The 26400-nt window shown below is 30.7% G+C and carries 31 protein-coding genes; 2 read left to right on the forward strand and 29 right to left on the reverse strand.

The genetic code is table 11. The annotated features are described in order from the left end of the window. Positions 1 to 219: 219 nt before the first annotated feature. The 18 genes from G600_RS0106565 to G600_RS0106655 form a co-directional block, all read right to left on the reverse strand. Entirely contained in the window at positions 220 to 1014 is a 795-nt protein-coding gene (locus G600_RS0106565; protein WP_027431229.1) for a PIN domain-containing protein, read from the reverse strand. 115 nt (positions 1015 to 1129) lie between these two features. Then, positions 1130 to 1627 carry a GNAT family N-acetyltransferase gene (locus G600_RS0106570; protein ID WP_027431230.1) on the reverse strand — a complete coding sequence of 166 codons (498 nt, stop codon included), beginning with the start codon at positions 1625 to 1627 and terminating at the stop codon, positions 1130 to 1132. A gap of 24 nt (positions 1628 to 1651) precedes the next feature. Next, the gene (locus tag G600_RS0106575) at positions 1652 to 2986 is read right to left on the reverse strand and encodes a zinc ribbon domain-containing protein (protein WP_027431231.1); all 1335 of its coding nucleotides are present in this window, start codon (positions 2984 to 2986) and stop codon (positions 1652 to 1654) included. A 21-nt stretch (positions 2987 to 3007) separates the two neighbouring features. Continuing rightward, on the reverse strand, positions 3008 to 3220 hold the full coding sequence (locus G600_RS0106580; protein WP_027431232.1) for a hypothetical protein: 213 nt from the start codon (positions 3218 to 3220) through the stop codon (positions 3008 to 3010). Between the two features lies 1 nt (position 3221). Beyond that, positions 3222 to 4187: a D-2-hydroxyacid dehydrogenase gene (locus tag G600_RS0106585; RefSeq protein WP_027431233.1), complete on the reverse strand. Its 966-nt coding sequence runs from the start codon at positions 4185 to 4187 to the stop codon at positions 3222 to 3224. Positions 4188 to 4377: 190 nt separating this feature from the next. Next, complete coding sequence (locus G600_RS0106590) at positions 4378 to 5949, reverse strand: HlyD family efflux transporter periplasmic adaptor subunit (RefSeq protein WP_155885949.1); 1572 nt, start codon at positions 5947 to 5949, stop codon at positions 4378 to 4380. A 1-nt stretch (position 5950) separates the two neighbouring features. After that, on the reverse strand, positions 5951 to 8185 hold the full coding sequence (locus G600_RS0106595; protein WP_027431235.1) for a peptidase domain-containing ABC transporter: 2235 nt from the start codon (positions 8183 to 8185) through the stop codon (positions 5951 to 5953). 326 nt (positions 8186 to 8511) lie between these two features. Continuing rightward, the gene (locus G600_RS15675; RefSeq protein ID WP_155885950.1) at positions 8512 to 8655 is read right to left on the reverse strand and encodes a hypothetical protein; all 144 of its coding nucleotides are present in this window, start codon (positions 8653 to 8655) and stop codon (positions 8512 to 8514) included. Positions 8656 to 8666: 11 nt separating this feature from the next. Further along, positions 8667 to 8813, reverse strand: a complete 147-nt coding sequence (locus G600_RS15425; protein ID WP_081669430.1) for a class IIb bacteriocin, lactobin A/cerein 7B family — start codon at positions 8811 to 8813, stop codon at positions 8667 to 8669. A gap of 62 nt (positions 8814 to 8875) precedes the next feature. Then, positions 8876 to 9013, reverse strand: a complete 138-nt coding sequence (locus G600_RS15680; protein ID WP_155885951.1) for a class IIb bacteriocin, lactobin A/cerein 7B family — start codon at positions 9011 to 9013, stop codon at positions 8876 to 8878. A gap of 198 nt (positions 9014 to 9211) precedes the next feature. Continuing rightward, a complete protein-coding gene (locus tag G600_RS0106620; protein WP_027431236.1) occupies positions 9212 to 10042 on the reverse strand; it encodes a tyrosine-type recombinase/integrase in 831 nt (276 codons plus the stop codon). A 516-nt stretch (positions 10043 to 10558) separates the two neighbouring features. Continuing rightward, complete coding sequence (locus tag G600_RS0106625; protein WP_027431237.1) at positions 10559 to 10864, reverse strand: hypothetical protein; 306 nt, start codon at positions 10862 to 10864, stop codon at positions 10559 to 10561. A gap of 119 nt (positions 10865 to 10983) precedes the next feature. After that, a complete protein-coding gene (locus tag G600_RS0106630; RefSeq protein WP_027431238.1) occupies positions 10984 to 11169 on the reverse strand; it encodes a hypothetical protein in 186 nt (61 codons plus the stop codon). 86 nt (positions 11170 to 11255) lie between these two features. Next, complete coding sequence (locus G600_RS15430; protein ID WP_242826360.1) at positions 11256 to 11384, reverse strand: cysteine peptidase family C39 domain-containing protein; 129 nt, start codon at positions 11382 to 11384, stop codon at positions 11256 to 11258. Between the two features lie 28 nt (positions 11385 to 11412). Further along, complete coding sequence (locus G600_RS0106640; RefSeq protein ID WP_027431239.1) at positions 11413 to 11622, reverse strand: hypothetical protein; 210 nt, start codon at positions 11620 to 11622, stop codon at positions 11413 to 11415. A 107-nt stretch (positions 11623 to 11729) separates the two neighbouring features. Next, entirely contained in the window at positions 11730 to 11930 is a 201-nt protein-coding gene (locus G600_RS0106645; RefSeq protein WP_027431240.1) for a hypothetical protein, read from the reverse strand. 158 nt (positions 11931 to 12088) lie between these two features. After that, on the reverse strand, positions 12089 to 12250 hold the full coding sequence (locus tag G600_RS15685) for a hypothetical protein (protein WP_155885952.1): 162 nt from the start codon (positions 12248 to 12250) through the stop codon (positions 12089 to 12091). Between the two features lie 247 nt (positions 12251 to 12497). Further along, entirely contained in the window at positions 12498 to 13043 is a 546-nt protein-coding gene (locus G600_RS0106655) for a phenolic acid decarboxylase (RefSeq protein ID WP_027431241.1), read from the reverse strand. 146 nt (positions 13044 to 13189) lie between these two features. Here G600_RS0106655 and G600_RS0106660 point away from each other — a divergent pair, with 146 nt between their 5' ends. Continuing rightward, positions 13190 to 13723, forward strand: a complete 534-nt coding sequence (locus tag G600_RS0106660) for a PadR family transcriptional regulator (protein ID WP_027431242.1) — start codon at positions 13190 to 13192, stop codon at positions 13721 to 13723. Positions 13724 to 13825: 102 nt separating this feature from the next. On the opposite strand, the gene G600_RS0106665 is transcribed toward G600_RS0106660, so the two are convergent. Both G600_RS0106665 and G600_RS0106670 read right to left on the reverse strand, forming a co-directional pair. Further along, positions 13826 to 15136: an ATP-binding protein gene (locus tag G600_RS0106665; RefSeq protein WP_027431243.1), complete on the reverse strand. Its 1311-nt coding sequence runs from the start codon at positions 15134 to 15136 to the stop codon at positions 13826 to 13828. 190 nt (positions 15137 to 15326) lie between these two features. Next, entirely contained in the window at positions 15327 to 15743 is a 417-nt protein-coding gene (locus G600_RS0106670; protein WP_027431244.1) for a DUF6548 family protein, read from the reverse strand. 235 nt (positions 15744 to 15978) lie between these two features. Between G600_RS0106670 and G600_RS15435 the strand changes: the two genes are divergently transcribed. After that, a complete protein-coding gene (locus G600_RS15435; protein WP_155885953.1) occupies positions 15979 to 16122 on the forward strand; it encodes a ferritin family protein in 144 nt (47 codons plus the stop codon). Positions 16123 to 16234: 112 nt separating this feature from the next. Here the strand turns inward: G600_RS15435 and G600_RS13985 are convergent, their stop codons facing one another. From G600_RS13985 to G600_RS0106720, 9 genes are all read right to left on the reverse strand, one after another. Then, positions 16235 to 17281 (reverse strand): AAA family ATPase, encoded by a 1047-nt coding sequence (locus G600_RS13985; protein WP_051195402.1) that lies wholly within the window; start codon positions 17279 to 17281, stop codon positions 16235 to 16237. 121 nt (positions 17282 to 17402) lie between these two features. Continuing rightward, positions 17403 to 18584: a Coenzyme F420 hydrogenase/dehydrogenase, beta subunit C-terminal domain gene (locus G600_RS13990; protein ID WP_051195403.1), complete on the reverse strand. Its 1182-nt coding sequence runs from the start codon at positions 18582 to 18584 to the stop codon at positions 17403 to 17405. Beyond that, positions 18565 to 20001 (reverse strand): oligosaccharide flippase family protein, encoded by a 1437-nt coding sequence (locus G600_RS0106690; RefSeq protein ID WP_027431245.1) that lies wholly within the window; start codon positions 19999 to 20001, stop codon positions 18565 to 18567. The genes G600_RS13990 and G600_RS0106690 overlap by 20 nt, the downstream gene beginning before the upstream one ends. Continuing rightward, positions 19998 to 21134, reverse strand: coding sequence for a polysaccharide pyruvyl transferase family protein (locus tag G600_RS0106695; protein ID WP_027431246.1), 1137 nt, complete (start codon positions 21132 to 21134; stop codon positions 19998 to 20000). The genes G600_RS0106690 and G600_RS0106695 overlap by 4 nt, the downstream gene beginning before the upstream one ends. Positions 21135 to 21142: 8 nt before the next feature. Further along, the gene (locus G600_RS0106700) at positions 21143 to 22201 is read right to left on the reverse strand and encodes a glycosyltransferase family 4 protein (RefSeq protein WP_027431247.1); all 1059 of its coding nucleotides are present in this window, start codon (positions 22199 to 22201) and stop codon (positions 21143 to 21145) included. Between the two features lie 34 nt (positions 22202 to 22235). After that, on the reverse strand, positions 22236 to 23390 hold the full coding sequence (locus G600_RS0106705) for an O-antigen ligase family protein (RefSeq protein ID WP_027431248.1): 1155 nt from the start codon (positions 23388 to 23390) through the stop codon (positions 22236 to 22238). Continuing rightward, positions 23390 to 24313: a glycosyltransferase gene (locus G600_RS13995; RefSeq protein ID WP_051195404.1), complete on the reverse strand. Its 924-nt coding sequence runs from the start codon at positions 24311 to 24313 to the stop codon at positions 23390 to 23392. The genes G600_RS0106705 and G600_RS13995 overlap by 1 nt, the downstream gene beginning before the upstream one ends. Further along, on the reverse strand, positions 24313 to 25203 hold the full coding sequence (locus tag G600_RS0106715) for a glycosyltransferase (protein WP_027431249.1): 891 nt from the start codon (positions 25201 to 25203) through the stop codon (positions 24313 to 24315). Before G600_RS0106715 ends, G600_RS13995 begins: the two co-directional genes overlap by 1 nt. A 32-nt stretch (positions 25204 to 25235) precedes the next feature. Further along, on the reverse strand, positions 25236 to 26390 hold the full coding sequence (locus G600_RS0106720) for a glycosyltransferase family 4 protein (RefSeq protein WP_027431250.1): 1155 nt from the start codon (positions 26388 to 26390) through the stop codon (positions 25236 to 25238). Positions 26391 to 26400 lie beyond the last annotated feature (10 nt).

Below are 26400 nucleotides of genomic sequence, written 5' to 3' on the forward strand. Positions count from 1 at the left end.
TCTGTGACAAATAAAATTGCCACGAAAACCCTAAGCTATTATTACATTTACTACATCTTTTATTTCTTAGGGATGTTACACTATAAAAGTTTATCACTTTAAAGCAATAAAAACAACGTGATGTTTTATTTTTTTATTTTGGACCTATATATAAAAAAGCTCACATGAAAACCATGTGAGCTTAGTGTTTTAGCAGCTTTTAATTAATTTATAAATCCATCATAAAGAATATAAAATTTGATAAAATGGCTTTAGGATATTATAGATATCTGCACCTTCATTCCCGTACTTAGAAACAAGATTTTTGTAAAACTGCTGTTTATCATCTTTAAGATTTTCCCTTAGAAAGGCTATTAATTCTGATTTACTACCATCCTTAATTTCTAATTTATGTTTAAAAATAATACCAACAAGCTTTTCAAATTTTTCTTGTCTAGTCCAGTAAACTTCAGGCTCAAAAAAGCCTAACGACTTTTTAAACTTATAAATATCTCTACCCTTATCTTTACCATATAAGCAAGTAAATACAGTATTCAAGTTTTGCTTATTATTTTTTCCAATACAATTAATTATTGTATTGATCTCATCCTTATCCGATACAGGTTTTAAAACGGATTCAGAATTAAGATTATCTGTTAAATCCAAAATTTTTTTGTTATCCAAATGCACCGGACGATTCATTCTCTTAACCTTCATGTTTTTCTCTTCCCAGAAGCTAACCACTGCATCAAACCCTGTATCATTTGAAACAATAATCATCTCTTGGCTAGAATCCTCATGAAGTTGATAGCCTAAGTATGTCACCAGCTGAAAATCTAGACTATTGTTACCTTCATGACAACTAATAAAGTTAGCTTTATCAGGATATTTCAGCAAATATTTCACTGTCTCATACTCAAGTCTTGGGGAATGGCCTGTGTAGAAAACATAAAATTTGCTATTCATATTTTCATCCATCAAGTAAACCCAAGAATCGCCTACATTTTCAGTGTCTATAAAGAATGCCTTATTCATATGACCTCCTTTACGAAGCCACTAAAACATTTTAATTATATCATTAATAATTAATTTCAACTATTAAAACACATCTCAGTCTGAGTTAAATCATCGTCTTAGAAATGAGAAAACCTTACAAATTCTTTCTCATCTCATGCCAAGCCTCTCCTCCCCATGTGGAATTAGCCTGACCCAAATCCTCAAAGCCAAACTTCTTATACATAGGAACTCTAGAATCAAGACAAGTCAAAGTAAGGTACTTTCTGCCCCTCTCAAATTGTAATTCACCATATTTAGAAATAATACTACGAGCAAGTCCCTGCATTCTATACTCAGGAAGTACATCCAAACCAAGAATCATGATGTTATCACCATTCACATCATACAATTCTTCCTGTGTAAAAAATTCATCTCTAAAAGTAATTTCTTTTGTTGCCAAGCCATTGACAAAACCAGCAATAAGACCAGTCTCCTTATCAATTGCAACAAAGAAATCATCCTTGGCCTTATTAATTCTTCTAGTCATAGCTTCTCTTGTACAAGCCTCATTTGGAGGAAAACAAATTTGTTCAATCTCCACCGCCTGGTCAATCTCATCTAGTCTAATTGTTCTAAATTCAAACTCCTTCATATGTCCTCCTTAAACTAAAAAAATTTATCCCTCCGACCTCCAATACTCGGTCTTTAAATCTATATACCCTGTCGAAAAACTTTCCAACGGATTTTCCTTACACTTAAAATCAAAAGAAATATACAACTCTTTATTCTTTACATCACTAAAATAATCTTCATAAGAATAAATTTCTGAGGTCAAAAGGGTTGTTTTAGGAATAGATACCGTATTATATAAACCATACGTATACAAACTCTTACCCTGACCCAAATATCCATCAGTTTCAACATCAAAAGAAAGATCTTCTGTCTTATTTACAATATAATATTTCAGACCCTCATCATAGTTAATATAAGTATTACTATCTGTGACATAATCATAAGCACTGTAAATATCAACATAATCATTTGAATAAATAACATGATATCTTGTTAAATTATATCCTATATCAATAGTTGAAGTCGTTGTTATGGTAGCAACATCACTTCTGTCATAAATAGTAGAACTATCTGTTGTTAAAATACTACATCGTTCAAAAGAAATATTCTTAATCTCACTTTGAGCAACATTAGATAATTCTTCATAAACTGTAACAGTACTGTGTTTTTTATAGTTGTCATTAGAATAAAGATAACTGCCATCATAATCAGAATAACTATTAAAAGTGTGAGCTGAAAAAACAATCTTTACATTTCTATCACTATTATTAACCACTTCAAATTCAAACTTATATCCATCTCTATATGAGCTATGATCTTCATAAATATTCTTTAAAGTAACTGTTATATTCTGATTCTCATCATTATCAAAATAATAATTTAAAATCTGTCCATCACCCTCAACTGTATAATCAACAAGCTGATAATCCTCATAAGAATACTCATTTACCTTTTCATTGCCTCTATAATCAGTTCCGATATCAGAACTATCGTAATCAAATATATAAACTATAATTGACAACACAAAAATCGCTATAAAAATGCTTGTCAAAATAATAAAGGTCTTCTTTAAAAAGCCTGTCTTCTTTTGTTTAACTTTATTTGGTCCGTAATTTTGAAATGTTCTTTGATATATGCTACCTGTATTGCTGCTATTGTAATATTGATTATAATCTGATTCTTCTTCATAAGCATCAAATCTATTAATCCACTCTGAATCTAAATCATAACTAGCACCACAGTTAGGGCATCTGTCATATACAGCTGTATCCACCTTCGAACCGCAATAATCACAAGTTATAACCGGTGGTTTATATTCCTTTTTCTTAATTCTATTAAATGTTGCTGTGTTCGTTTTATTAACTATATTATTCTCCTTTGCTTTCTTATAAACCTTATAAAAAGCAAATAATATACATAACGACGATAAAAATCCCATTTTTTAAATCCTCATTTAATTTTATCTTTTTGACATCTTTTTAAGGTAGTCATCCTTTAACTTACACTCATCTTTAAGTCTACTAATCTCTTCTTCTAGATGCGCAAGGTACTCCTTAGTTAACTTAACTCCTCCTCTTACCGCAACATCCTCGTGATTTTCCATTTCTGAAAGCCACTGCTCAAGAGATCTTTTTCTTATATTATTATACGTATCATCCGGTCTAGTAAACATTTTAATACTCCTTTACTCTGTCTACAACATGCGAAAGCCCCTCACCCTTAGCAAAACGCTTAAGGTTTTCAAGGAAAATTTTTACGCACACCTCTATAGTATAGTCGTTTGTTAATTTTCCTGCAATATGAGGTGTTATTAATAAATTTGGAGTATCCCAAAGTTTTGAGTCTTTATTAATGGGCTCTTGTAAAAATACATCTAGAGCCGCACCGTAGAGCTCACCCCTGTTAAGCTTATTAACCAATAGTTCTTGATCTAGAGCCTGACCTCTACCTACATTAATAACTATTCCATCTTGTCCGATTTTTTCTAATTCTTTTTGTCCTACTAGATTATTAGTCTCCTTAGTAGCTGGCATACACATAATTACAATATCCCCTGCTTCTAAGACAGAATCTAATCTTTCTATAGTTTCAATCTCATCAAAGTAACTAGCAAATTTTGTATTTATTTTACCTGATCTATTAATACCAATAATTTTACTTGGCTCAAAGGCTTTAAGTCTTTTAGCTGTATTTCCGCCAATATCCCCTGTTCCAAGAATTACAATCCTGCTATCCTTAATTGTTTTTTGCCAAACTGGAGCCTCCCAAACATGCTCAATTTGGCCCTTTACAAAGCCTGCTTCCTTTCTTAAAAGCATAAGAAGCACCATAACTATATGTTCTGAAATAATAAGACCATATGCACCTGAAGAATTAGTTAAAATCACGTCATCCCTTAAAACTCCAGGCTTTAAAAAGACTTCAACCCCTGCAAAGGGTAGCGCAAGCCAAGACATTTGCTTGCATTCTGACACAATATTTGGAATATAGCCAAAAACTATATCCGCATCAGAGATGTGGCCGCTAGCCTCCCCTTCATTCTTATAAAAATCTATCTTAAAGTTTAATTTTTTCGCCTCAGATTCAATCTGCGATTTTGTTGTTTCATTAAAAGATGGGTTAATTACTGCAATTTTCATAAATAAATTCTCCCCTTATTTTTTTATGAATATTATTGCATATAGAAATTATCTGGTAAAGTTAAACATTTGCATTATTACTAAGAATTGGTGTGAAATTTTGCATGTGAGAATATAAGATTGTCAGCAAATATAAAACCCCGCTAGCATATAGTATATGCTAGCGGGAAAGTTGTTTTGGATTATATAGCTAATCCAACAAATTAATCTTCTCAAGTAAATATTTCATAACAGTTTTTTCACCTATAATAACCTTGCCGGTACAAGCCATTCCATTTTTTAGACTCGCTACATCACCATCTTTATTAGATATGACCATATTCTCGCATTTTACTTTTACAATATAATAAGCAGCTCCTGTATTTTCATCAACTGTTATTGTCTTAGAGATATTTTCTATTTCCCCAGTAAAATAGCCATATTCACTAGATGGAAATGATGATATCTCAAAATTTACATTTTGACCTTCTTTTATCTTTCCTATATCTGAATTAGAGATGTAAAGTTCAGCGTAAAAACCTGATTCACTTTCAGGATAAATACTTCCTATACTAACTCCTTCTTGTAAATATGCGCCTTCGTGCAAATCTTGACTCACATAATAATAACCTGAACTAGGGGCTGTTATAGTACAATTATCATTTTGAATGTTATAGCTTTTTAAATATTTTTCGTACTCATAAACTTTACTATCAAGTTCTAATCTTTCAGATGCAATATTCCCTTTTTCTGTAAGAATTGATATGGTACTTGTAGTGGAATCATCAGCTATTCCATTCATTTCCAACTTAGCTGTTTCAAGATTGGACTTTAAAGTCATAAGGCTGTCATTATAATTCTCAATCAATTGCTCAATAGTAGAAATCTGTGCTTGTTCTAACTGTGAAAGAGCCTGTGTCTGTTCATTTTGCGATAATAAAATCTTACTGTTTACACTTTCCTTCTGAGATTCAATCGTCGATTTTTCTTGCATAAGGCTTTCACTTGCTGTTCCATTTTGTATTTCTACTAATTGTTTCTCAATTTCTTCTAACTGTGTCTTTAATTCTGAAATAGTATTATCATATTGTAATTTAGTATAATCATATTTTGAAATATAACTATTTACTAAGCTATAATAATAACTTTCTGAAGAATCAAAGCTATTACTTCTACTAGTAACACAGGCCTTAGCAGTATTAAGCTTATTAATCTTATCTTCATACTGTGTTATAGCGGATGAAATAGATTCTATATTTCCCATACTAATCTCACTTTGTGATGACGCACTTTTATTGTTCGCTGAAATATTTTCAAGTAATAATGCTCTTCTATTAACAAATTCTTCATAATACTTATTATCTGAATATTCAGTTTCAATAGCTGTATTAGAATCCAGAGAATTCTCATATGCCTCAAGAATCTCTAATCGTTCCTGCGCATCCTGTAAACTGTTTTGATAATTAATTATTGTATCTGAAAGAGACTCAATACTTACTTCACATATTACATCACCTTCATTTACGTAATCACCATTTTTAACATTTGCGCTTACAATCTTACCAGAAACCGCACTGCTTATATCATAAATAGTATCCTCACCTTTAAAAATCCCACTACTTTTCACAACATTATCAATTTTAAAAAAACAAGCCCATACATTTGCTATTATAAGGATTAATAGAATTGCATATATCGTATATACAAGAAAAGGATTAGGCTTTGAATCATAAACTTCAACACTATCACTTAAGTCCTTCATGTCTACTATTATTGGTTTCAATTTAACTTACCTCCCTTGTTTTCATTAATTCATCAGTATCTTTTGTAACAACATCAAGATTCTGCTGACTTACAAGTTCGGCATATTTTCCGCCAAGTTCAGTAAGCTCTCTATGATTGCCACTTTCAATAATCTTACCCTTTTCCATAACATATATTCTGTCGCAATTCTTAATGGTACTTAATCGATGAGCTATAAATATAACTGTCATATCCTTAGAGAATTCATTAATTGTCTTATCTAATGCACGTTCTGTAATGGCATCAAGATTACTTGTAGCTTCATCTAATATTAAAATATCTGGCTTTTTAAGCATTGCTCTAGCAATCGCTAGACGCTGTCTTTGACCACCTGAAAGATTAGCTCCATTTTCATCCAACATGGTTTCATATCTTAATGGAAATTCATTAATAAATTCATGAGCTTGAGCCTTCTTACTTGCTTCTATAATGTCATCTAGTGTTGCATAATCTAATCCTAATGTCAGATTTTCAAAGATAGTCCCACTAAATAGAAAAGTTTCTTGCGGAATATATGCAATTCTATCCCTTAACTTTTCTATTTGAATGTCTTTAATATTGTTGCCATTTATTAGAATTTCTCCTTTTTCTGCACTATACATGTGTAAAAGAAGTTTTGATAAAGTTGTCTTACCTGAACCACTTTCTCCTACAAATGCTACTTTTTCACCCTTTTTAATAGTTAAATTAATATCTTCTAACACTAGCTTTCTTGTACCATATCTAAAGTCAAGATTCTTTATCTCAATATCACCTGCAATACTTTCAGGATGCATCTTTTTATTTTCAACCTCAGTCTTCTCTGCTTCTAAATCCAAGATTTCTCCTAATCTATCAGCTGCTACAACTGCTGTTTGCATCTGAGGTTGTAAATTAATCAAATTCTTTACTGGATCCAGAAAATATGCAAGTAAAGCATTAAAGGTAATTAAGGAACCAATAGTCATTTCTCCCTTTATTACACTTACTCCGCCTACCCAAAGGATAACTATACCTCCCACAAGCTCTACAAATGTCTTAAGGGATGTTTGTAAATTTTCTACAAAACAAAGATTAAAAATGCTTTTTAATAACTTCACGAATTTCTTTTCTGTCTCAAGATTTACCTTTGGTTCTGCGTTATATGCCTTTACAGTCTGCACTCCATTTAAAGACTCCACCATATATGATGTAAGCTGCGCATTATCTTCCATCTGCTTACGATTAAGATTTTCATACCATTTATTAAATCCAACCACAATTATTGAATATAATATAACCATGATTACTGCGATTGCAAAAAGCTTTGGATTCTGTATAAATAGAATTATTGCTCCTGCTATAGCCATTAAAGTATCAATCATAATAGTAAGAGTTGCTCCTGAGATTGCATCTCTAACCTTACTTGCATCATTAAAGCGAGAAATAATCTCTCCAACCTTTCGAGTACCAAAGAAATTCATTGGTAACTCCAACACATGCCTGTAATATCCAAGTAATAAAGCAATATCAAGTTTTTGGCTTAAATACAAAAGCAAATGTGATCTAAAGGCGTTTAATATCACCTTAAACACATTCAGTAAAATCACACCTATAGACAATGTCATCAAGGTCTTATTTAATGCATCTGGTAAAACTGTATCAATCAATTCCTGAAAATAAAATGCACCTATAATTCCTAGAATTGTATACACAAGTGATGCTAAAAATATATGCAGCAATAATTTTTTCTGTGGTTTTAGCAAATAAAAAAAGCGGCTGAACAAACCTTTTGTCTCGTCGCCTTTCACAAATGTTTCTTTCTTTACTAATAATATTAATATTCCTGTCCACTGATACTTTGGTGGTTTACCTTCTTCATGCAACTCCCCAAAGAATTCTTCCGGCGTAAGCTTAACAATTCCCCTACCCGAATCTGCAATTATCACCTGCTTTTTAGTAATCTTATGAATGACCACATAATGAAGCAGGCTACCATCTACAACTACATGTGCAATGCATGGAAGCGGAAATTCTGAAAAAAATGCTTCCTTGTTTCCCTTAACACCCTTAGCACTAAATCCAAGCTGTTCTGCAGCTTTAATGACACCATAAGCATTAGTGCCAGATTTATCTGTTCCAGCAATTTCACGAATTTTGGCGATGCCTATTTTATAACCATTCTGCTTACAGATAGTTGCAAGGCAGGCAGCACCACAATCAGTGATATCATGCTGTTTGATACAATAGTATTTCATTTTATCAAACCATCCTAATTGAGTAATAAAAAAAGAGCAATATGCAAAGTAGCACTCTGTCATATTGCTCTTTTACATCATAAACCATAGTATCCAAGTTTAGAATAATAAGATTTCAATTTACCTTGTAATAGCATCTAAAAAAATAAATGAATACCTAATACAATTCCGCCTAAGTATCCTATTGCTAATAACACAAGGAACAAAACGATATTCTTATCACTTACGCTCGCCATCACTTAGCCCTCCAAAATCGCTATTTCGCAAACTTAACATATATTATTTTATATTAAGTTTGTAAAATGTTCAATATATTATCAGAGTTTTTATAATTTTGAGACAAGATATGCTGTTCCTAATCCTAAACCTGTTCCAACCAAAAGAACACACGCTCCGATACCAACTGCAGCAATGAGTCCGATTCCACCTTCAATTTCTAAAACTTCCTCATAATTCATTTCTTGTAACATACAATCTCCTCCTAAAACCATTTTTTTACTCCCATTGTCACTCCGGCTGTAAAACCAACGCCAAGTAATGCCACATATGCAGCTCCTAGTGCAACTGGAATCACTCCACCATCAACTTCAAGCATTTCTTCATTTGAAATGTTTTCAAAACCATTCATTACATTTTCCTCCCAAAAATTATTTATTGATTTTAGTCGACTTTAAATCTCACATAGATATATTATCTTTTATATGCTTTATATGCTCCAACTGCGTAAGCTACACCAGTCGATACTCCTATTATTACTGCAGTCGTTACCCAAAAACCACCTTCAACTTCAAGCATTTCTTCATTTGAAATGTTTTCAAAACCATTCATTACATTTTCCTCCATAAAATTATTTATTGATTCTAGTCGACTTTGAATCTCACATAGATATATTAAAATAATATATCTACAATTTATTTATCTAACTTGCTATATTTTATCTTAAATACACTTGATTTTTCCATTTTTTTTTGAATTTTTTTGAATTTTATATTGACATAAGTAGATATATTATTTTAATATTTCCACTCATAATTCCATCTTATCTAACATCTTTACTTTTTCATCATAAGATGTCCTGGTATATCTCCAAGTTGTCTCAAGTCTTGTATGTCCAAGTATATCTGCTAGTTCTGATATATCTGATGATACTTTCATATACTCTTTGGCAAATAAATGTCTAAAAGAATGTGGATATACCTTACTTTGAGGAACTCCAGCCTTACTAGATATATTCTTTAAATTCTTCCAAACAGTTTTTTGTGATATAGCACTGTCTTTACTACCACGAAATATAAATCCATTTGTTATGCCATTTGCCATACAATATTGTTTCAGCATTTTTCTAACTTGTTCTCCCATATAGATTACACGTGCTTTTCCTTTATTGTATATCTCAATTTGACAATCATTAATCGACTCTACTGTGATATATCTTAATTCTCCAATTCGTATTCCTGTCATAGCTAAAGTTCTCATAATATAATACATCTTCCATTTTTTACCCTCTTTTGCACAGTCCAACAATCTAAAGTAGTCATCTTTTGTTATTATATTTGATACGCTAGTTGATGTCTGAACTCTAAAACTCTTTACCTTATATTCTTCTAAACCTTTCCATTCAAAAAATTTATTCAATGAATTGATTTTAGAATTTACAGATGCAATTTTATATCTGTTCTTTAAATACTTTTTATATTTCAAAACTTTTTCCTTAGAGATTATGTTCTCTCCAAGCCAAATATAAAATTGTTCTACATCTTTACAATATTTCTTTATCGTTATGTCGCTTAACTCTTTTAGATATAAATACTTTTTATAATCTAGTTCAAGTTCTTTCCATTTGTTAATAATATCCATTATAGCTACCTCCAATCTACATCTTTAAAATACAATTCAAATCTAATTTTATTATATTCATATTCAAATCATAGATTTTATATAACTGTAAATGTGATTTTATTATTTTTTTACTGATATGAACATTGGAACAGACTCTAATTAAAATGGTTGCTGGCTTATAACTTAATATAATAGGTCTAGAAAAACCGTCAAAAAAGAAAAACCCCGCTAGCATATAATTTATGCTAACGGGAGAAATATTTTCTAATTTTCCAGTAACTGTGCTTGTTCTAACTGTGAAAGAGCCTGTGTCTGTTCCAGCTATCTCGCAAATTTGGTGATGCCTATTTTATAACCATTCTACTTACAGATAGTTGCAAGACAGGCTGCACCACAATCAATGATATCGTGCTATTTTATGCAATGGTAGTTCATACTTTCTCACTCGTTCTTTTATAAAAAAAGCCAAAAAACACACTAATTCCTGTTAATAAAAATACAACGGACAAATCACAAATATGACAGATATATAGATTAGAATCCTAATCTACTCATCGCTATTCTTCCAAGCATAAAAAATACACACAAAACATAACCACTTACAGCCACCATAGTAATTGCAACCATTATATTCGAATATAGTGATATTTTTTCTTCTTTTAAAATACTTTTATAAACAGATAAATTTAAAAAACCAATAATTCCTAATACAAAAATAGCAATCAACATTAAATTATCAGAAAATAAATCAAAATAATAAAAAATACATGCCGATATTAAAGCTACAACATTTAAAAAGCGCCCACATGAATAAATATTTTTAATTTCTATGTCACTCATCAAAAACCTCCTCTTAAAAACCTATTATTAGGGAATCAGCAAGACAGGCAACACCACAATCAGTGATATCATGCTGTTTGATACAAGAATATTTCATTCTTCGAACCGTCCTAATTTTATTATTTATTTTTCAGATAATATTTTATTATAAGAATACATCCAAGCACAAAAACAAAATATAGTATAAAACTCAATATCTTATTACCTTCAAGCTGTTGAAAAAAATTAACCAACAATAACTTAACAATAACAAGCACTATAATCAGAAGCAAAAATGCTCCTATTGTAATAATTATTTTCTTCATATCATCCTCCCATATATCAAGTACTTAAAGAAATTATTATTGAAATAGTAATTAATGTTTTTCTGAGTCCATCCGGTAATACACTGTCAATCAGTTCCTGCAACTTCATGGATCTGTGTTATTCCTATTTTATAATCATTTTGCTTACAAATTGCTGCAAGACAAGCAGCACCGCAATCGGTGATGTCGTGTTGTTTTATGCAATAGTATTTCATAATACCACCCTATAACTATTAATATCAATCATTTCGTTTCATCTTTTTCAACATAGGTCATCATTTTATTATATAAAATAATATAAGAAATAAAAGCATATATTACAGCTCCACCAATAATAATATAATTATCAAAAATTCTTCCAATTATACACAATCCCAAGAAAACAAAAATCAATATTGCTATTGTTGTAACTTTGCTACGAATATATTTTTGTTTTAATTGCTTTTTAGTCATAATCTTATCCTCCTATTATTGTTAGACTTGCTGTAAATACACAACAAGTCTAACATACTAGTTAATTATCCTATCCATATAGTCCCAAGTGAAATATTTCATACTTTCTAATTCTTTCTTTTATAAAAAAAGCCAAAAAACACACTAATTCCTGTTAATAAAACTGTGAAAATAAATGTTTCTTTTGAGATATTTTTATATTCCATCATCATATATAGTTGATCAACTATGCAAATAATTAAAATAACAGAAAGAATCACAAATAAATCTTTTTTTATAAATCTAGATAAATTCATATTAATCTCCATTCCGCCGCCTTCGGCTGGCGGCACAAATAGTTATGAAAGTGTTTTTACACCTTCAAGTTTTCGTGTTACAACTGACTCAATTTTCTTATTAATAAAAATACAAAGGACAAATCACAAATATGACAGATATATAGATTAGAATCCTAATCTACTCATCACTATTTATTATCTTTTTTCTTGCTTGAACCCAAAATCATTCCACAAGCCATTCCAAAGCATCCAAATAACGGTAATACCAATATCCCCATTTTTATCGAAACTAAAGCACCTAGTGTTAAACCTAAAGCGAGTCCAAATAACATCTTTACGCTTTTATTCATAATCATTATTCTCCTATTTTCATATATTTTAGAAATGATAGTACTATACCTTAAGCGGCATAGTACTATTATACCATAAATATTTTAATAATTCAAAATGTTTATAAACTTTTTTTCTATTTGCTCCATATTATAATAAAACCAGAAAAACCGGCAAAAAAAGAAAAACCCCGCTAGCATATAGTTTATGCTAGCGGGAAAGTTGTTTTGGATTATATATATGTCTTTGATTTATCTAAAAAAATTCTTATTCTGCTTTTCTTGAGACATGCTTGTAGTTCTCATCATAGAATTTACCAGCACGAATATCGTCTGTCATACCTTCGTATGGTGTCTCATTTATGACATCATCATTATCAATTCCTGCATCTGCCATGTATGTGATTGTGGCAAATTCAGGTACTACATACTTTGGATATGTCTCATACTTCTCACGTGCTTCATGCATCTTATCAATGTGCTTATTCTGGTAGCAAACTGTAATTTCAGGATGCTCTTTAACCCACTTAGGGAAGAAGATAACGCCGTTAATCTTACCTTCGTTAGGCATAAAATCAAGAGCAACATCTGTACCTGTAGGCTCAGTCCAAGTAACCTTATATATTCCGTCAGCTATTTTAAAAAGGTTAATTTCCTGATCTGTAACCCATCTACCAGCTACCATTCCACCATGAATTCTATAGCAACATGTGTGGTCATTCTTACAATACCACTCATATTCCCAACCATTATCATATGTGTAAATAAAATGTGTACCTATGAAATCTGATAATTCCTTAAACTCTTTCTTCATCTTTATGTGCTCCTTTCTTACAATTTCAATTATAAAAATGATAAGTAAGTTTTTTATGTAAATATAAACATGTAATTATTAACATGTTTATATTTCGTTGATTATGTTATACTTAATTTATAAAAATGTCAACAAGGAGATTTTAAATGGCGCAAAAAAATTTACTTCCGATGATCCTTCTAGGGTTAATAAATATAGAAAAAAAGACAGGGTATGACCTTAAAAAAGATTTTGAAACCGAAATTGGAGAATTCTGGTCTGTTAAACATAGTCAAATATATCTAGAGCTCAAACGTCTTGAGGGAAATGGTGAAATCAAGTCCACAACTGGCTTTTATGGAAATAAAATAGAAAAGACATATTATGAAATCACAAAAAAAGGAAAGGAAAGATTGGAATCTTGGTTAGATTCCTATTCTGACATTCTAAATGTAAATAAAGATGAGTTTGTTTTAAAATTATATTTTATAAAAAGTCGCAAGGATCCACGACTTCAAGATTTGCTGCAAGAGCAATATAGACAAAGAAAGCAAAAGCTAGAGCATCTACTTGATAGAAAAGAATTGCTCTTTTCCACGAAAGAAGAAAGGGATAATAACTACGGTCATTATCTAATTCTAGATCACGCTATTAGACGTGAAAGGGAATATGTGAATTGGTTAGAAGAAATACTAAAATAGAATATATACATTTGCATAAATACTACTAAAGATAAAAGCTGTCTAAAAGATATATAGTTAACCTTTAGACAGCTCTTGTTTTTATAAATTATGATAAATCAGCTAAAACATCGCTTCCACTTTTTTCTTAAACCACTCTTCTACAGCATATAAAGGGATGTTAGTTATTGTATCTTGCTTTTTATAATCAGACATAGTCATCTTTATCCCTTTAAGCTCCTCATTCTCCTTCATGATAGTAGTTAAGCTCTTAGATCTTCTATTCTCTTCAGCCTTAACCTCTAATGGATAAACCTCATCAAGCTGAATAACAAAATCTAACTCTAGTGTTGATTTCTCATTGGTATAATACATAGGGCATTCACTAGTTGCACTTACATATTGCTGACAAACATACTGCTCAGTAAAAGCCCCCTTATATTCAACGAATGCCTTATTGTTAACTAAAACATCTTTCGCAAGAGTATCAGACATTGCCCCTAACAAGCCTAAATCACTAACAAATAACTTGAAAGCTGCTGTATCCTCATAAAATTTAATCGGCTTACACACCTTATTTATTCGATTAACCTTGTAAACTAAACCTGTATTTACCAGCCATTGAATAGCATTCTCAAATTCCTTAGCTCTTGCGCCCTTCTTTAAACTTCCATACAAAAACTTTTTATTCTCCTTAGCGAGCTGTGATGGAATCGAATTCCAAACCATATTAATCTTAGCAAGCTCACTTGTTGGAGCATGTTTAGAAAAATCATTCTGATAATCACTTAAGATCTGCTTTTGCAATCTTCTAACAGTCTTTAAATCAGAATTATCTATATAAGACTGTACAACTTCAGGCATTCCGCCAACATAGTAATACTGTCGCAATAACTCCTTATACTTCTTAGCCAAAGGACTTAACTCATCCCATTTAGCCTCTTTTAAGAAATCTAAAAGTTTTTCTTCTCCCATAGCCAAAACAAATTCTTCAAAAGACATTGGATATAATCTTAATTCATCTACTTTACCAACTGGATATCCTGTTCCCTCATGCAAATGTATACCAAGAAGGGAACCTGCAACAATAACGTGATAATCTCTTGCTTCCTCATTAAAATACTTAAGCGAGGTAATACCCTTATCTAACTCTTGGATCTCATCAAGGAAAATAAGCGTCTCTCCAGGAGTTATTGTCTCATTAGAAATGGCCTCTAATGTTCTAATTACTCTATCCATATCAAAATCTTTAAAAAGCTCTTTAACATCATTATTGTTATCACAATTAATATATACTAAATTCTTATATTCTCTCTTAGCAAATTCTTTTACAATATAAGTCTTACCAACCTGTCTTGCTCCATTTAAAATTAAAGGCTTTCTGTTTTTGCTATTTTTCCAGTTTATCAGCTTCTGATAAATCGTTCTTTCCATAATTGCCTCCTTTATCAGTATTTATCGCTATTCTTTAATTTGATATTACACTTTTTCCTACGAACTTTCAAGTCGATTTTACATTTTTTCCTACGAACTTTTACCTTTATATTACACTTTTTCCTAGGAACTTTTGCTCTGATATTACACTTTTTCCTAGGAACTTTTGCTCTAACCTTACATTTTTATCCTACAATCCATGCTGCTTAGCAAAATATAATAAGCTAATGCAAATTGCTACTATTATAAGAAAAGCCACAATCTTTAAGACTGTCATGCCCTTCTTTCCCTTCTTAGATGCAATATAAACTGCGTATGGATCTTTATTCTTCGATATATTTGCATAAAACTTCTTTAGGCCTGCAAGGTCGCCCTTATTTAAATCCACCTCTTCGTTGGCCTCATGGGCTAACTTATTTCTAAGCCAGCGGTAATGCTTCAAGGCCTTGTAATCCTCGCGCCAGTTTGGCACGAAACGCTCTGCATCATGAACGCCTTCCATATTTTCAATATAACTTGTAACGCCAGTTTTAGTGGCGTACTTATTCTTTAGGGCAGCGTCAAGTCTTTTATATTCATCAAAAAATTCCATTTCTAACTTCTTCATAATCATCCTACCTTTAGTTTAATATGAGAATTATAGCATAAATACTGGCTTTGTTGAAAATGTTTCTCACTTTATAATTCATTTACTATTAGTTTATTTCCTTTTATATTTTAAATGTTGGCAAATTAAATTGTACGCAATATAATTTAGTCATACAAAGGAAATACAAATTCCTAAGAAACAAGTTAACAAGAAATTTTTATATATAGACGTAAAATTATAGGAGGAAATAATTATGGCAAATAATATTTTAAATAAGACAAACAAGTACCTTGCAGATATTGCAGTTTCAGATATTAAGATTCACAACCTACACTGGAATGTTGTAGGTCCACAGTTTAAGGCAGTTCACGAGTTCCTTGAATCAACACTCAAGTAAAATTTCATAGACAAGTTAGTACAAAAATCTTAGAAGGGAAGACGCTATAGCTTTTAAAGTTATAGCGTCTTTCCTTTTGGATTTATTTTTTGAAAATGTGCAAATTCTCTCATTATGTTCGTAATAGGAAATTATTCTCGAAGTCCTTAGAGATATATTTATCATAAAACTTATTAGGCTCCATTATTCTGAAGCGTGAATTGTTTTTAAAAATGTATCTGTAATAGAAAAACAACAAATTATCGGCAATATAGTATCCCATTTTCTTTTTATTATTGCCATCCTGATCTGACACTTTCTTACAAACAATTTCCATACGAATCAATTTATCTAAAACATCAACCATTGTTGGACCACTAGAAACATGTGAATTTGATAAAATCTCACCATACTTAGAATATCCTTTAGCTAAAGATTCTAACACCTCGTTAACATTAGTCATCTTAGAAATCTCAGATTTCAAATACATTTCAATTTCATTTTCCAATCTAGCATCAGGAGAAGCTATAAGTTCTATTAAATTCTCTTTCACAGAAATACTATCATCAACCAAGCGATTATAATATGGAATACCACCAAACACTGAGTAAATTCTGATTTTGTCCTCATCTGAAAAATTAGGATAAAATAATGCTGAGTCATAATAATCCATTTGCTTTAGATTTAAGGTTAAATCAACTCTTCCGAAAAGCGGATTCTCATGTTCTAAAAGCGATTTCATAATATCAACGTAAGAACCAAGTAAAATAAAAGTAATATTAGCGCTGTCTTTATATTTATCAATAAGTGATTGTAAAATGCTATCCATTCCCTTTACATTCTCACGTAAATAAGGATATTCATCTAACACTAAAGTGCACTTTTCCTTAGTTGAAAGATTAAATACAAATTCCAATAAGTCTTCAATTCTACTATAGCCAAGTTTTGGTAAATCATAGCTTTCAGCCACAATGTCACATAAGCTCTGAGTATTATTCTCTTCTGTAACCTGCTTACATTCATAATAAATGCTCTTGCCTTCTGATTCTTGAATAGCTTGTTTTACCAATTCACTTTTTCCAACTCTTCGTCTTCCATAAATTAAAATTGTTCTTAACTCATCTCTAGAAATTTCACGTTTAATTTTACGGAGTTCTTCTGCTCTTCCAATGAATTTCATTTTACTCTATCCTTTCTTACTCGGTTATAACCGAGTTAATTCTATAAGTATTATAACATCTAGAAATTCTTTAGTAAAGTTTTACTCGGTCGCCACCGAGTCGGTTGCAACCGAGTAAAAATTAATATCTCTTCAAATTCCACTTTAGATACTTTTTTATCTTCCACTTAAAATCATTTAAAGCCTTGTATTTACCATACTTCTTTGCTATAAAAAAGAAATCTTTGCTCTTATAATCTTGCCAAAAAACTTCTCTATTATCTGGCTTTGTAATTGCTTTCTTTAGTGGTTCTTGTAAGAAATCTCTTATATTGATTTGTCTAATCTCCAACTTATTAGTAGCTAATTCTAGTAATTTACTCCCCTTTTCACTATTTACCAAGGCTAAAGAAACTCCCTTATTGTCATCCATACTCGGTAAATTTTTTTCAATCCCCCAACAATCGCCCATGGTTATATCTGATTTATGATAGATATCTTTATAAGGGCATTCATAACAAGCTGGTCTAAGAATACAATCAGATCCAAAAAGTTCAGTAAAAGTCATGCTCTCCACCGTTCTCAAATTACTAAATTTTATCGTCGTTACATGAGAATGCCAACCAAAGAAATGCTTATTTCTACAAACAACGTTTTTTATTTTTCCTCTAGTTTTCTTGCTTTCCCAATTTAAATAATCTCTCCAAACAAGTGGACTTGGAACTCCATGACATATTAAATCAACGCAATAAAGATTCTTGCTAAGTTCTAGATTTTTGTTTTCTATAAATGAAATTAATCCCACAACTTCACAACTAGTCCCAGTAAATAAAACTTTTTTGCCTTGCTTTAAATCTTCTAATACTTGGCAAAATGTATCTAGTTTGTTGCTTTGAACATATTTAGAATGGCGCATTAAATCTCGTCCTAACTTAGTATCTGCCCTCTCATGTACAGCTTCAAACTTCTCATTAAATATACAACCATAGACAACACCGCCAGCTTCTAATATCACTTCTGAAATTACTGCAAAAAGGCCTCCTGACTGAGACCTTTTTCTCTCTTCATCACTTGCTTTTATTGCAAATGTATCTACAAGCAATAAACTATCATTTACCTTATGAAAATTACATACCTCCATACATTTATTACAATGAATACATTTCGTATAATCTACTTCTGGGTACAAAAATCCCTCTTCATCTTCCACCATACTAATAGCCTTTTTAGGGCATATCGAATAACAGGCAGAACAACCTGAACAATTTTCTTTATTTTCAAAAAGAATTGGATGAAGCTCTTCTTTAACTTTTTCTTTTATCATTCCTAAACCACCACCCCAAAAGCATCTTTATAAAATCCCAATTTATCCCTAAGGAAAAAATTACAGCAATTAACAAATTTACTAATTTTAAATAGTCTGCTTCTATATAAATCTTATCCAAATAAAACAATAAGCACTCAATAAGTAAAACTATAATTATGAAAATCAAATGGCAAATCTTTACTTTTATTTGAATGATTTTTTGTACATCTATAATTCTAAATAAGAATAAGAAAATATATGCCAGCATAGTTGAAATTGAAGCTGCATATAAGCCTAAAAACCTTATCATAGAAATATCAAAAACAAGATTTATAACAGCTGCAATCGTAGTAGTTAAGCCTATACTCTTAGTCTTTTTAAAAGCAAGATAAATACCACCAAGAAAAGTAGATAAGCTAAGGAAAAACATGGCCATAAAAAGAATTGGCATTTGAAAATATGCCTCTTCATAATCGCCCTTAATCAAAAGATTAAAAAGTACTGGAGAAATGGCAATTAAGAGCGCTAATGATCCCGCAATAAAATTTAATAGCATTTGAAAAACCTTAGTATAATATTCACTTGCATCATGATCTTTTGAAACTATGCTTGCATTTTCCTGCCAAGCAAGAACAAAAGTGTTTTGTAGATTATCAATAAGATTTGGAATCTTACAAGCAAGGGAATAAACTGCATTCGCTGAAACCCCCATAAATGCAGTAACCACCAATCTATCTGCCAAACGCATTAGCCAACCTGAAATACTATTAGGTATTAAGGGCATTGTGTAAGATAGCATTTTCTTTAAAAGCTCTTTGTTAAAAAGAGACATGCTAAAATATCGATAAAACTTAATTCTAAAAAACAAATAAAAGAAAGCAATAAATGATGATAGAAATGAACTTACAACTACACCTATTAATCCTCCTGGTAAAATAAATACAAAAATAAGTACAAAAATTAAAGTCGAAAAAGACGAAACAATTATTGATATTGAGTATTCTGCATTTTTTCCAAGGCCCCTACAAATCTGTCTTATAGTATTGGCAAAAATATCTGCAAAATAATATAGGCAAATTAAAAGACGTAGGTAAATGTTTTCTTTATACAAACAAAAAAAGATAACTAATAAGGCAATTATTGAGCTTATAAATGTAAAGCCTATAATATTAGAAATTATCTTCTTTATCTCCTCCTCATCATCTCTAACATCTATCAAAAATCTGAAAGCTGCCGTTTGAATTTGAAGAGTGGCAACTGGAAGCAGCAAAATAGAAAACATCATAATAAGCTCGTTGATTCCAATTTCGTCCTTTGTTAAATAAAGGGTGATAATTGGTAAAGTTACAAATGATGTTATCTTAGGAATTATTGTTCCCAAAGAAAGTATTAAAGTGTTTTTTGCTAATGATTCCCCACGTTTCATAATATTCATCCCGTTATCTTTTTTAAAAATTCTTTTGAACCCTTCAACATCTCATCTATCTTTTCATCCACCTTTTCCCAGCAAATGCTGCAAGCCTTTTCATCCAAAGAATCCGCAAACTTACCATCTAACAATGCTCTATCTTCTAAACTCGTATTCTCTAAAAGATCAAGAAGTCTGTTATTAGAAGCAATATTAGTCTCCACAAAAAATTCCTTATGAAGAATAATTGAAAGCGCAGTTCCATGAAATGAATTTGTAAAAATATAACTCGCATTATCCATTAAGAAAAGTAATTCACTTGGACTAGCAACACCAAAATGTTCCAAGTCCTTATATCTTTCTTTTCTTTCATTATCTGTTACAAAGATAATTTTAAGATTTCTCTTTTTGGCAAAGCTAACTGCCGCATTCTTTAACTTGCTTGTATCCATATCCAGTGAAAAATAAAGAACATAATCAGCGTTATAATATTGACTTATATTGTCACTAGCGTTTTTCTTAATGTCCTTTTTATACAATCTTTTCCATTCATCCATATCTAATAAAAAAACAGGATCAAGGCAAGTTGTTAATTCATCTTTGTAATATTTTTTTATATTATCAAGGCTAGAATTTTCTCTAAGAGAAATTCCCGAAAACTTATCTAGGCTATTCTTAAAATATTCATCCATCACTTTTTTGTCATTAAAAGAACCTAAACTAGCCGCATAAGCATATTTTTCTTTATCTGTAAAATCCAAAAGGTAAGTCCTATCCCCTGAATTTAAATTAGGATTCCATACCTGATCTGAACCTACAATAAAGGCATCGAAATTTTCAAGTTGCTTATCGATATTCTTATTATTTACATCTTTTTTATTCAAAAGCCTATCTGAAATTTCTAAATATTCTTTTCTAAACTCATTAAACTTTCTCATCATTTTTAATCTACTAGTTAAATTAAAAAGATAAGTTGGATGTTTAATACAATACTTAAGCAAGAATGATTTAGAGGCATATTTAGCCACAACTCCACCATAATTTAAAATTTCAGCCTCTACATTTTCCTGCCTATTCAAATATTCTTTTAATGCATAGGCCTGAAAAACAGCGCCATAATTTAATGCATTATGATATGTTAAAATGGCTATTTTTTTCAAAACAATCTCTACTCCTTAGCTATTATCTCTTCAAATTTCTTTGTGGATTCATCCATAGATTTTTTTCTTGCAGTAGCTAAAGCATTTTCTGATAATTTTTTCTGCAAGTCTAAATCGTCAAACACTTTTCTTATACATTCTACTAATCCATCTATGTCATGAACGTCTGATAGTAAAGCATTTTCACCATCTAGCGCATACTCAAATACACCTGTATTTCTAGTAGATACTAAAACACATCCGCAAGCCATTGCTTCAAGTCCTGGAAGTCCAAAACCCTCTTCTACACTTGTGCTTAAAAATACTCTGCAACAATTATTTATTCTTGCTACCTCTTCCTGACTTGCCTTATAAACATAATTTATATAATCAGGAATCTTGTTTGTCTTTTCTTCAATGCTTACAACATAAACCTTTAAATCAGAAAATTTATCATGTAATTTTTTTACAACTTCTAATGCATCATCTCCAGCCTTTATCTTTGATGAATTATAATGAAACGCAATAGAGAATTTATCCCTATCTTCTATCTTCTTTTCTTTTTTGAAAATGTCACAATTAACACCATTTGGCACACAATAGCTTGGAATCTTAGAATGCATATCGACTAAATTTTTTAGCCAATTTGAAACTGTTATATTACAAAGACCAAGTCCATATGTTTCAAATACCTCTTCATCTGATAAAACCCAGTTTTCAAAGCCCTGAATAAAGTACATTTTCTTTTTGCAATTAATCGACAATTCGCTTACAGGTTTTGCCGTTCTTACATCTGTTGCAATAATGACTTCTTCATCTTTTCTAATTTCTTTTTCATAGTCAAAGATAGTTCTTTTTATTACGCCTTCATTAAATTTATACCAATCTGGCCAGCGATTATAAAAAAATCTACAAGCTAATTTTTTTAAAACTGAAGGGATTTTTCGACTTCTAAGAAAACATTTTCCGTAAAAATATAAGGTGACCCTATGATTGTTACTCGCTAAATAATTAGCGTAATCATATATAATTTTAGATCCTCCTCTTGGAAGAGCAGAATTTCCATATAATACAAATGCAATATTCATAATGTCCCCTTTTTTCAAATCCCCTAATCAAAATCTAGCCTCTTAACTTATTTATATAGATATCGTAAACTACTAAATACATCAAAAAGGAAGTTGATGTAAATAAAAATGGATCTACTGTACTATTAATTAAAAAAGCAAAGTATGGTAGCAATACCCATTTATAGTCACTTTTTAAAATTTTCTTAATTGGTAAAATTAAGAAAATAGCTAAAATAAAGCAGGCTATTAAACCATAACATCTTAAAAATTCCACATAAGCAATTTCTTCACCATACAAATAAGCTCGTCGTCCTAAGGAGTAATATTTTGATCCTATTCCCATACCAAAAATCCAATAGAGCCTGTTTTCATTTAAGGCTTTTATAATTGATGGAATAATAAGACTTCTTACGTTATCTCCTTCATTTTTTGCAAAATTTATGATTTCAACTTTGTTTATAAAAAACTCAAAGCCAAAAATCACAACAATAGCTGCAATTAACACAAACATAAGACTTCTGCTTTTATTTTTTACAACGAAAATGTAATAAACCACTATAAGTATCAAAGACAAATAAATAATAGCTCTAGTTCCTGTCCACATAATTGCCCAAACAGAAATAGCAGCCATATAATATCTCTTTTTTTCAAGACAATATATCAAGTTAAATATGAAGAAAGGTGATGTCTTTATAAATATTACATAGTAGAAAATAGCATTATGACTTCTAGAAATCATACCCTCACCAATATCTTCTAAGAAAAGAACAAGTGGATTTGTATATATATCACTGATTTCAAATAAATCTAAAAGTCCAATAACTACTACCATAATAGCTAGAAGAGATAAAATCTGATAAAGTGCCTCACATATATCAAACTCTTCCTTTTCCAAAACCAATACCAGTAATAGAAAAAAACAGACATAAACACCTTTTACTGCATCTACAAGATATCCTCCTCGAACAAGTACTGATGTCACTATCAAATAAATAGGAAAAATAATCGCAAATATAATTATTATCTTATTTTTTCTAAAATTAATAACATCATTTACAATAGTCTCTAGGTTATATGCTAGAGTTATAAATAAAAGCAAAATTTTTATGTTGTATTTGTCATAAGCAAAGCAAGCAATTGACCATACTAGAAGCGTCAAAAGGATGCTATTTAGACTATATTTCTTATTCTTATATGTAAGTATCATCAAAAGCTCCTTCTAAGAACAGATAGAAATATCATGCACCTACTAAGAAAAGCTCTAGGTTTAATAAATCTATCTACAGCTAATATCATTGTCTTTAAATAATTATCCTTATAATTTGTAACTTTATATAATGTCTCTTTATTACAATCCGTCATTAAATCCTCATAGTTTGCAAGCAAAGACCTTGCATGAACATATCTATTATCTGTCTTTTTAAAAAGACTAGATTTTAATACCTTTTTTAAAAAACTATTCTTCTGAGAACCAACTAGATTCCCACCATGTTGCCTATACAATATATGACTCTTTTTTTCAAAAATGATTTTTCCACCAGTAGCAAGGCAAATCATATTTATCCAATGATCATGCATAGGTATATTTTCTAAATTTAAATCTTGTGGAGCTTTAACAAGACCCTTTAGTTTCTTTCCAAAAACATAGGTGCAACCACTAGCACAATTTCTAATTAATATTTCGCCAAAGCTATAAGGCCTATCTACATTAAAGCCAATCTCGTTTAAAGGGAATAAATCTTTGTCCACCAGACAGGTGTTAGAATAATATAAAAAATTGTCTTCTAAACTTTTTACCTCTCCCTCAATATGACTAATGGCACTAATCATCTTATCCTCAAGCCAGTAATCATCTTGATCACTAAGGGCATAATAATCAAAATAGTCTGGCGCCATAGAAATTAATGTAAGAAAGCTCTTCTTAGCGCCTAGATTTTCTCCCTTAATAACTGTTACATTTTCTAATTTGTTATATTTATCAAGGATTTCAACTGTGCTATCCTTTGAGCCATCATCTCTTATAAGCAAATATATCTCCACCTCTATCTGATTTAAGATAGAATCAATCTGCTCTTTTAGATATTTTTCTCCATTGTAAGTCGACATAAGAACGCATACTTTTCTCCCCATTAAAACACCCCAAACAATACCGATAGAGCAAATACTAACTTTATATAAACTCCATCAGAATAATTTTTATCAAACATTAAATTTAGTCTATTCTTAAAACTGTCTTTATAGTTTAATATCTTCTCTATTTTTCTTTTATTATCCTTTGATAAAATGTCACTATAATTTTCATATAGACAGATTGCCTGTCTTTGTCTTTCATTTTTATTTCTTGTGGCACTCTTTATTAATCGGTCAATTTTTTTCAAATAGTTTTTTTCAAGTCCCACAGTATTAGCATCATGAATTCTATATTTTATTAATGACTCATCACTAGTTATTATCCTTGCCTCCACTGCAAAGGCTACTAAAAGAGTCCAGAAGTCATGCATTCTAACATCAAGATTTTTTGTTTTTATCTTATCCTTTAAAGCCTTATTAAATACCATAAGACAAGCACTTGGGCATCTATAACTAAGAGTTGTCTCTATTTTTAGTTTGTTTCCAAAATCTAGATTTCTCTTGAAATTATAATTTTTCCTATTACTAAAAACGTCACAACCGCTAATAAAAAGTGTTGGCTCTTTGTCGTATTTTTTTAAAGCCTTAACAGAGTATTTTAATTTGTCCTGATACCAGATATCATCCTGATCGCAGTAAGCATAATAGTTGGCATCTTCTGCAATTTCCAAGAGTCTAAGAAAACTCTTACAAGCACCCATATTAATATCTGACTTTATAAGTCTGATTCTTTCATCTTTAAAGCTTTCAATAATTTCTACTGTTCTATCAGTTGATGCGTCATCTCTAATCGTAATAATAAAGTCTATGTCTTTTTGTTTCAAAAGACTATTTAGGAGTTCAAAGATGTATTTTTCGCCATTATATGTTGATAATAATATGTTAACCATCTCTGACCTCCCCTTTATATTTCTAAGCCTAACTAGATACTTTTATAGACCTTCTCCATTACAGCATTTGTCTTATTTTTACAAAATTGCTCTGCTATTTTTTTATTATTCTTTGAACACATTTTTCTAAAAGCTTCATCTCTATAGATTTTCTTAATTGCTTCCTTCATAGCAAATACATCCTTAGGCTTAACTACAAGTCCTGTCTTATTATTTACTACATAATCTTTCATTCCATTTACCTTAGTAGAAATTAATGGTAGTCCTGCAGTCATAGCTTCAAGTGGTGCAATGCCAAGGCCTTCTCGAATAGAGGGATGGATAAAGCAATCTGAGATTTTTAAAAGTTCATACACGTCGTTTCTATAACCTAGTAAGTAAACATTTTCAGAAAGCCCTTCTTTTCTAATAAATTCCTCGTAAGCTTTAAAAAGCTTTCCTTTACCAGAAATCAAAAAGATACAATTTTCAAACCCTTTCCAGTTTTCCATCTTTAACTCTTTTGCAGCATCTAAAATCAATTGATGATTCTTTCTTTTTTGCAGCTCTCCAACTGCTAAAAATACAAATTTATCTTCTATATTTAACTCTTGTTTTTTCTTAAAAATATCAACAAGAGTTCTATTAATCCTATCCTTATCCACACCAACTCCTGGAATATAGACATATTTTCTTGCATGAAACCTTCTTTTAGCTCTTAAATCATCTTCCCTATTAATGGTAATTAAAATGTCTGTAAAGCGACTTAAGAACTTCTCAACGGGATAATAAAAAAGCCAGTTCTTTATTGGCGCTCCCTCATAAAAATGAAAGCCATGAGCTGTATAGATAACTTTTACTTTATACTTTCTTGCAACTAATCTTGCCAAAACCCCGCCCATGGGATTGTGACAATGAATAAAGCTATAATTATTATCTTTAACTAGTTGTTCTAGTTGTTTTTTACTTTTTAAATTTTGAAAAAAATTATAGGGACTTCTAGAGATATCAATTGAATAAAAGCGACATTGATTGCTGACCAGCCATTCTTTAAAGTCCTTGGCAGCTTCCTCAGATAGCGCACCTGAACTTGTAAAATTGGCAACTACATCAACTTCATATCCAAGTTTTTTTAAGATTAAGATATTGTCCTTGTTAAACTTCTCCTGCATATAAACAGTAGTTGTCAGCATCATAACCCTCTTCATCAAATCCCCA

It is taken from the genome of Lachnospira multipara ATCC 19207 (assembly GCF_000424105.1).
GTDB classification, from domain to species: domain Bacteria; phylum Bacillota; class Clostridia; order Lachnospirales; family Lachnospiraceae; genus Lachnospira; species Lachnospira multipara.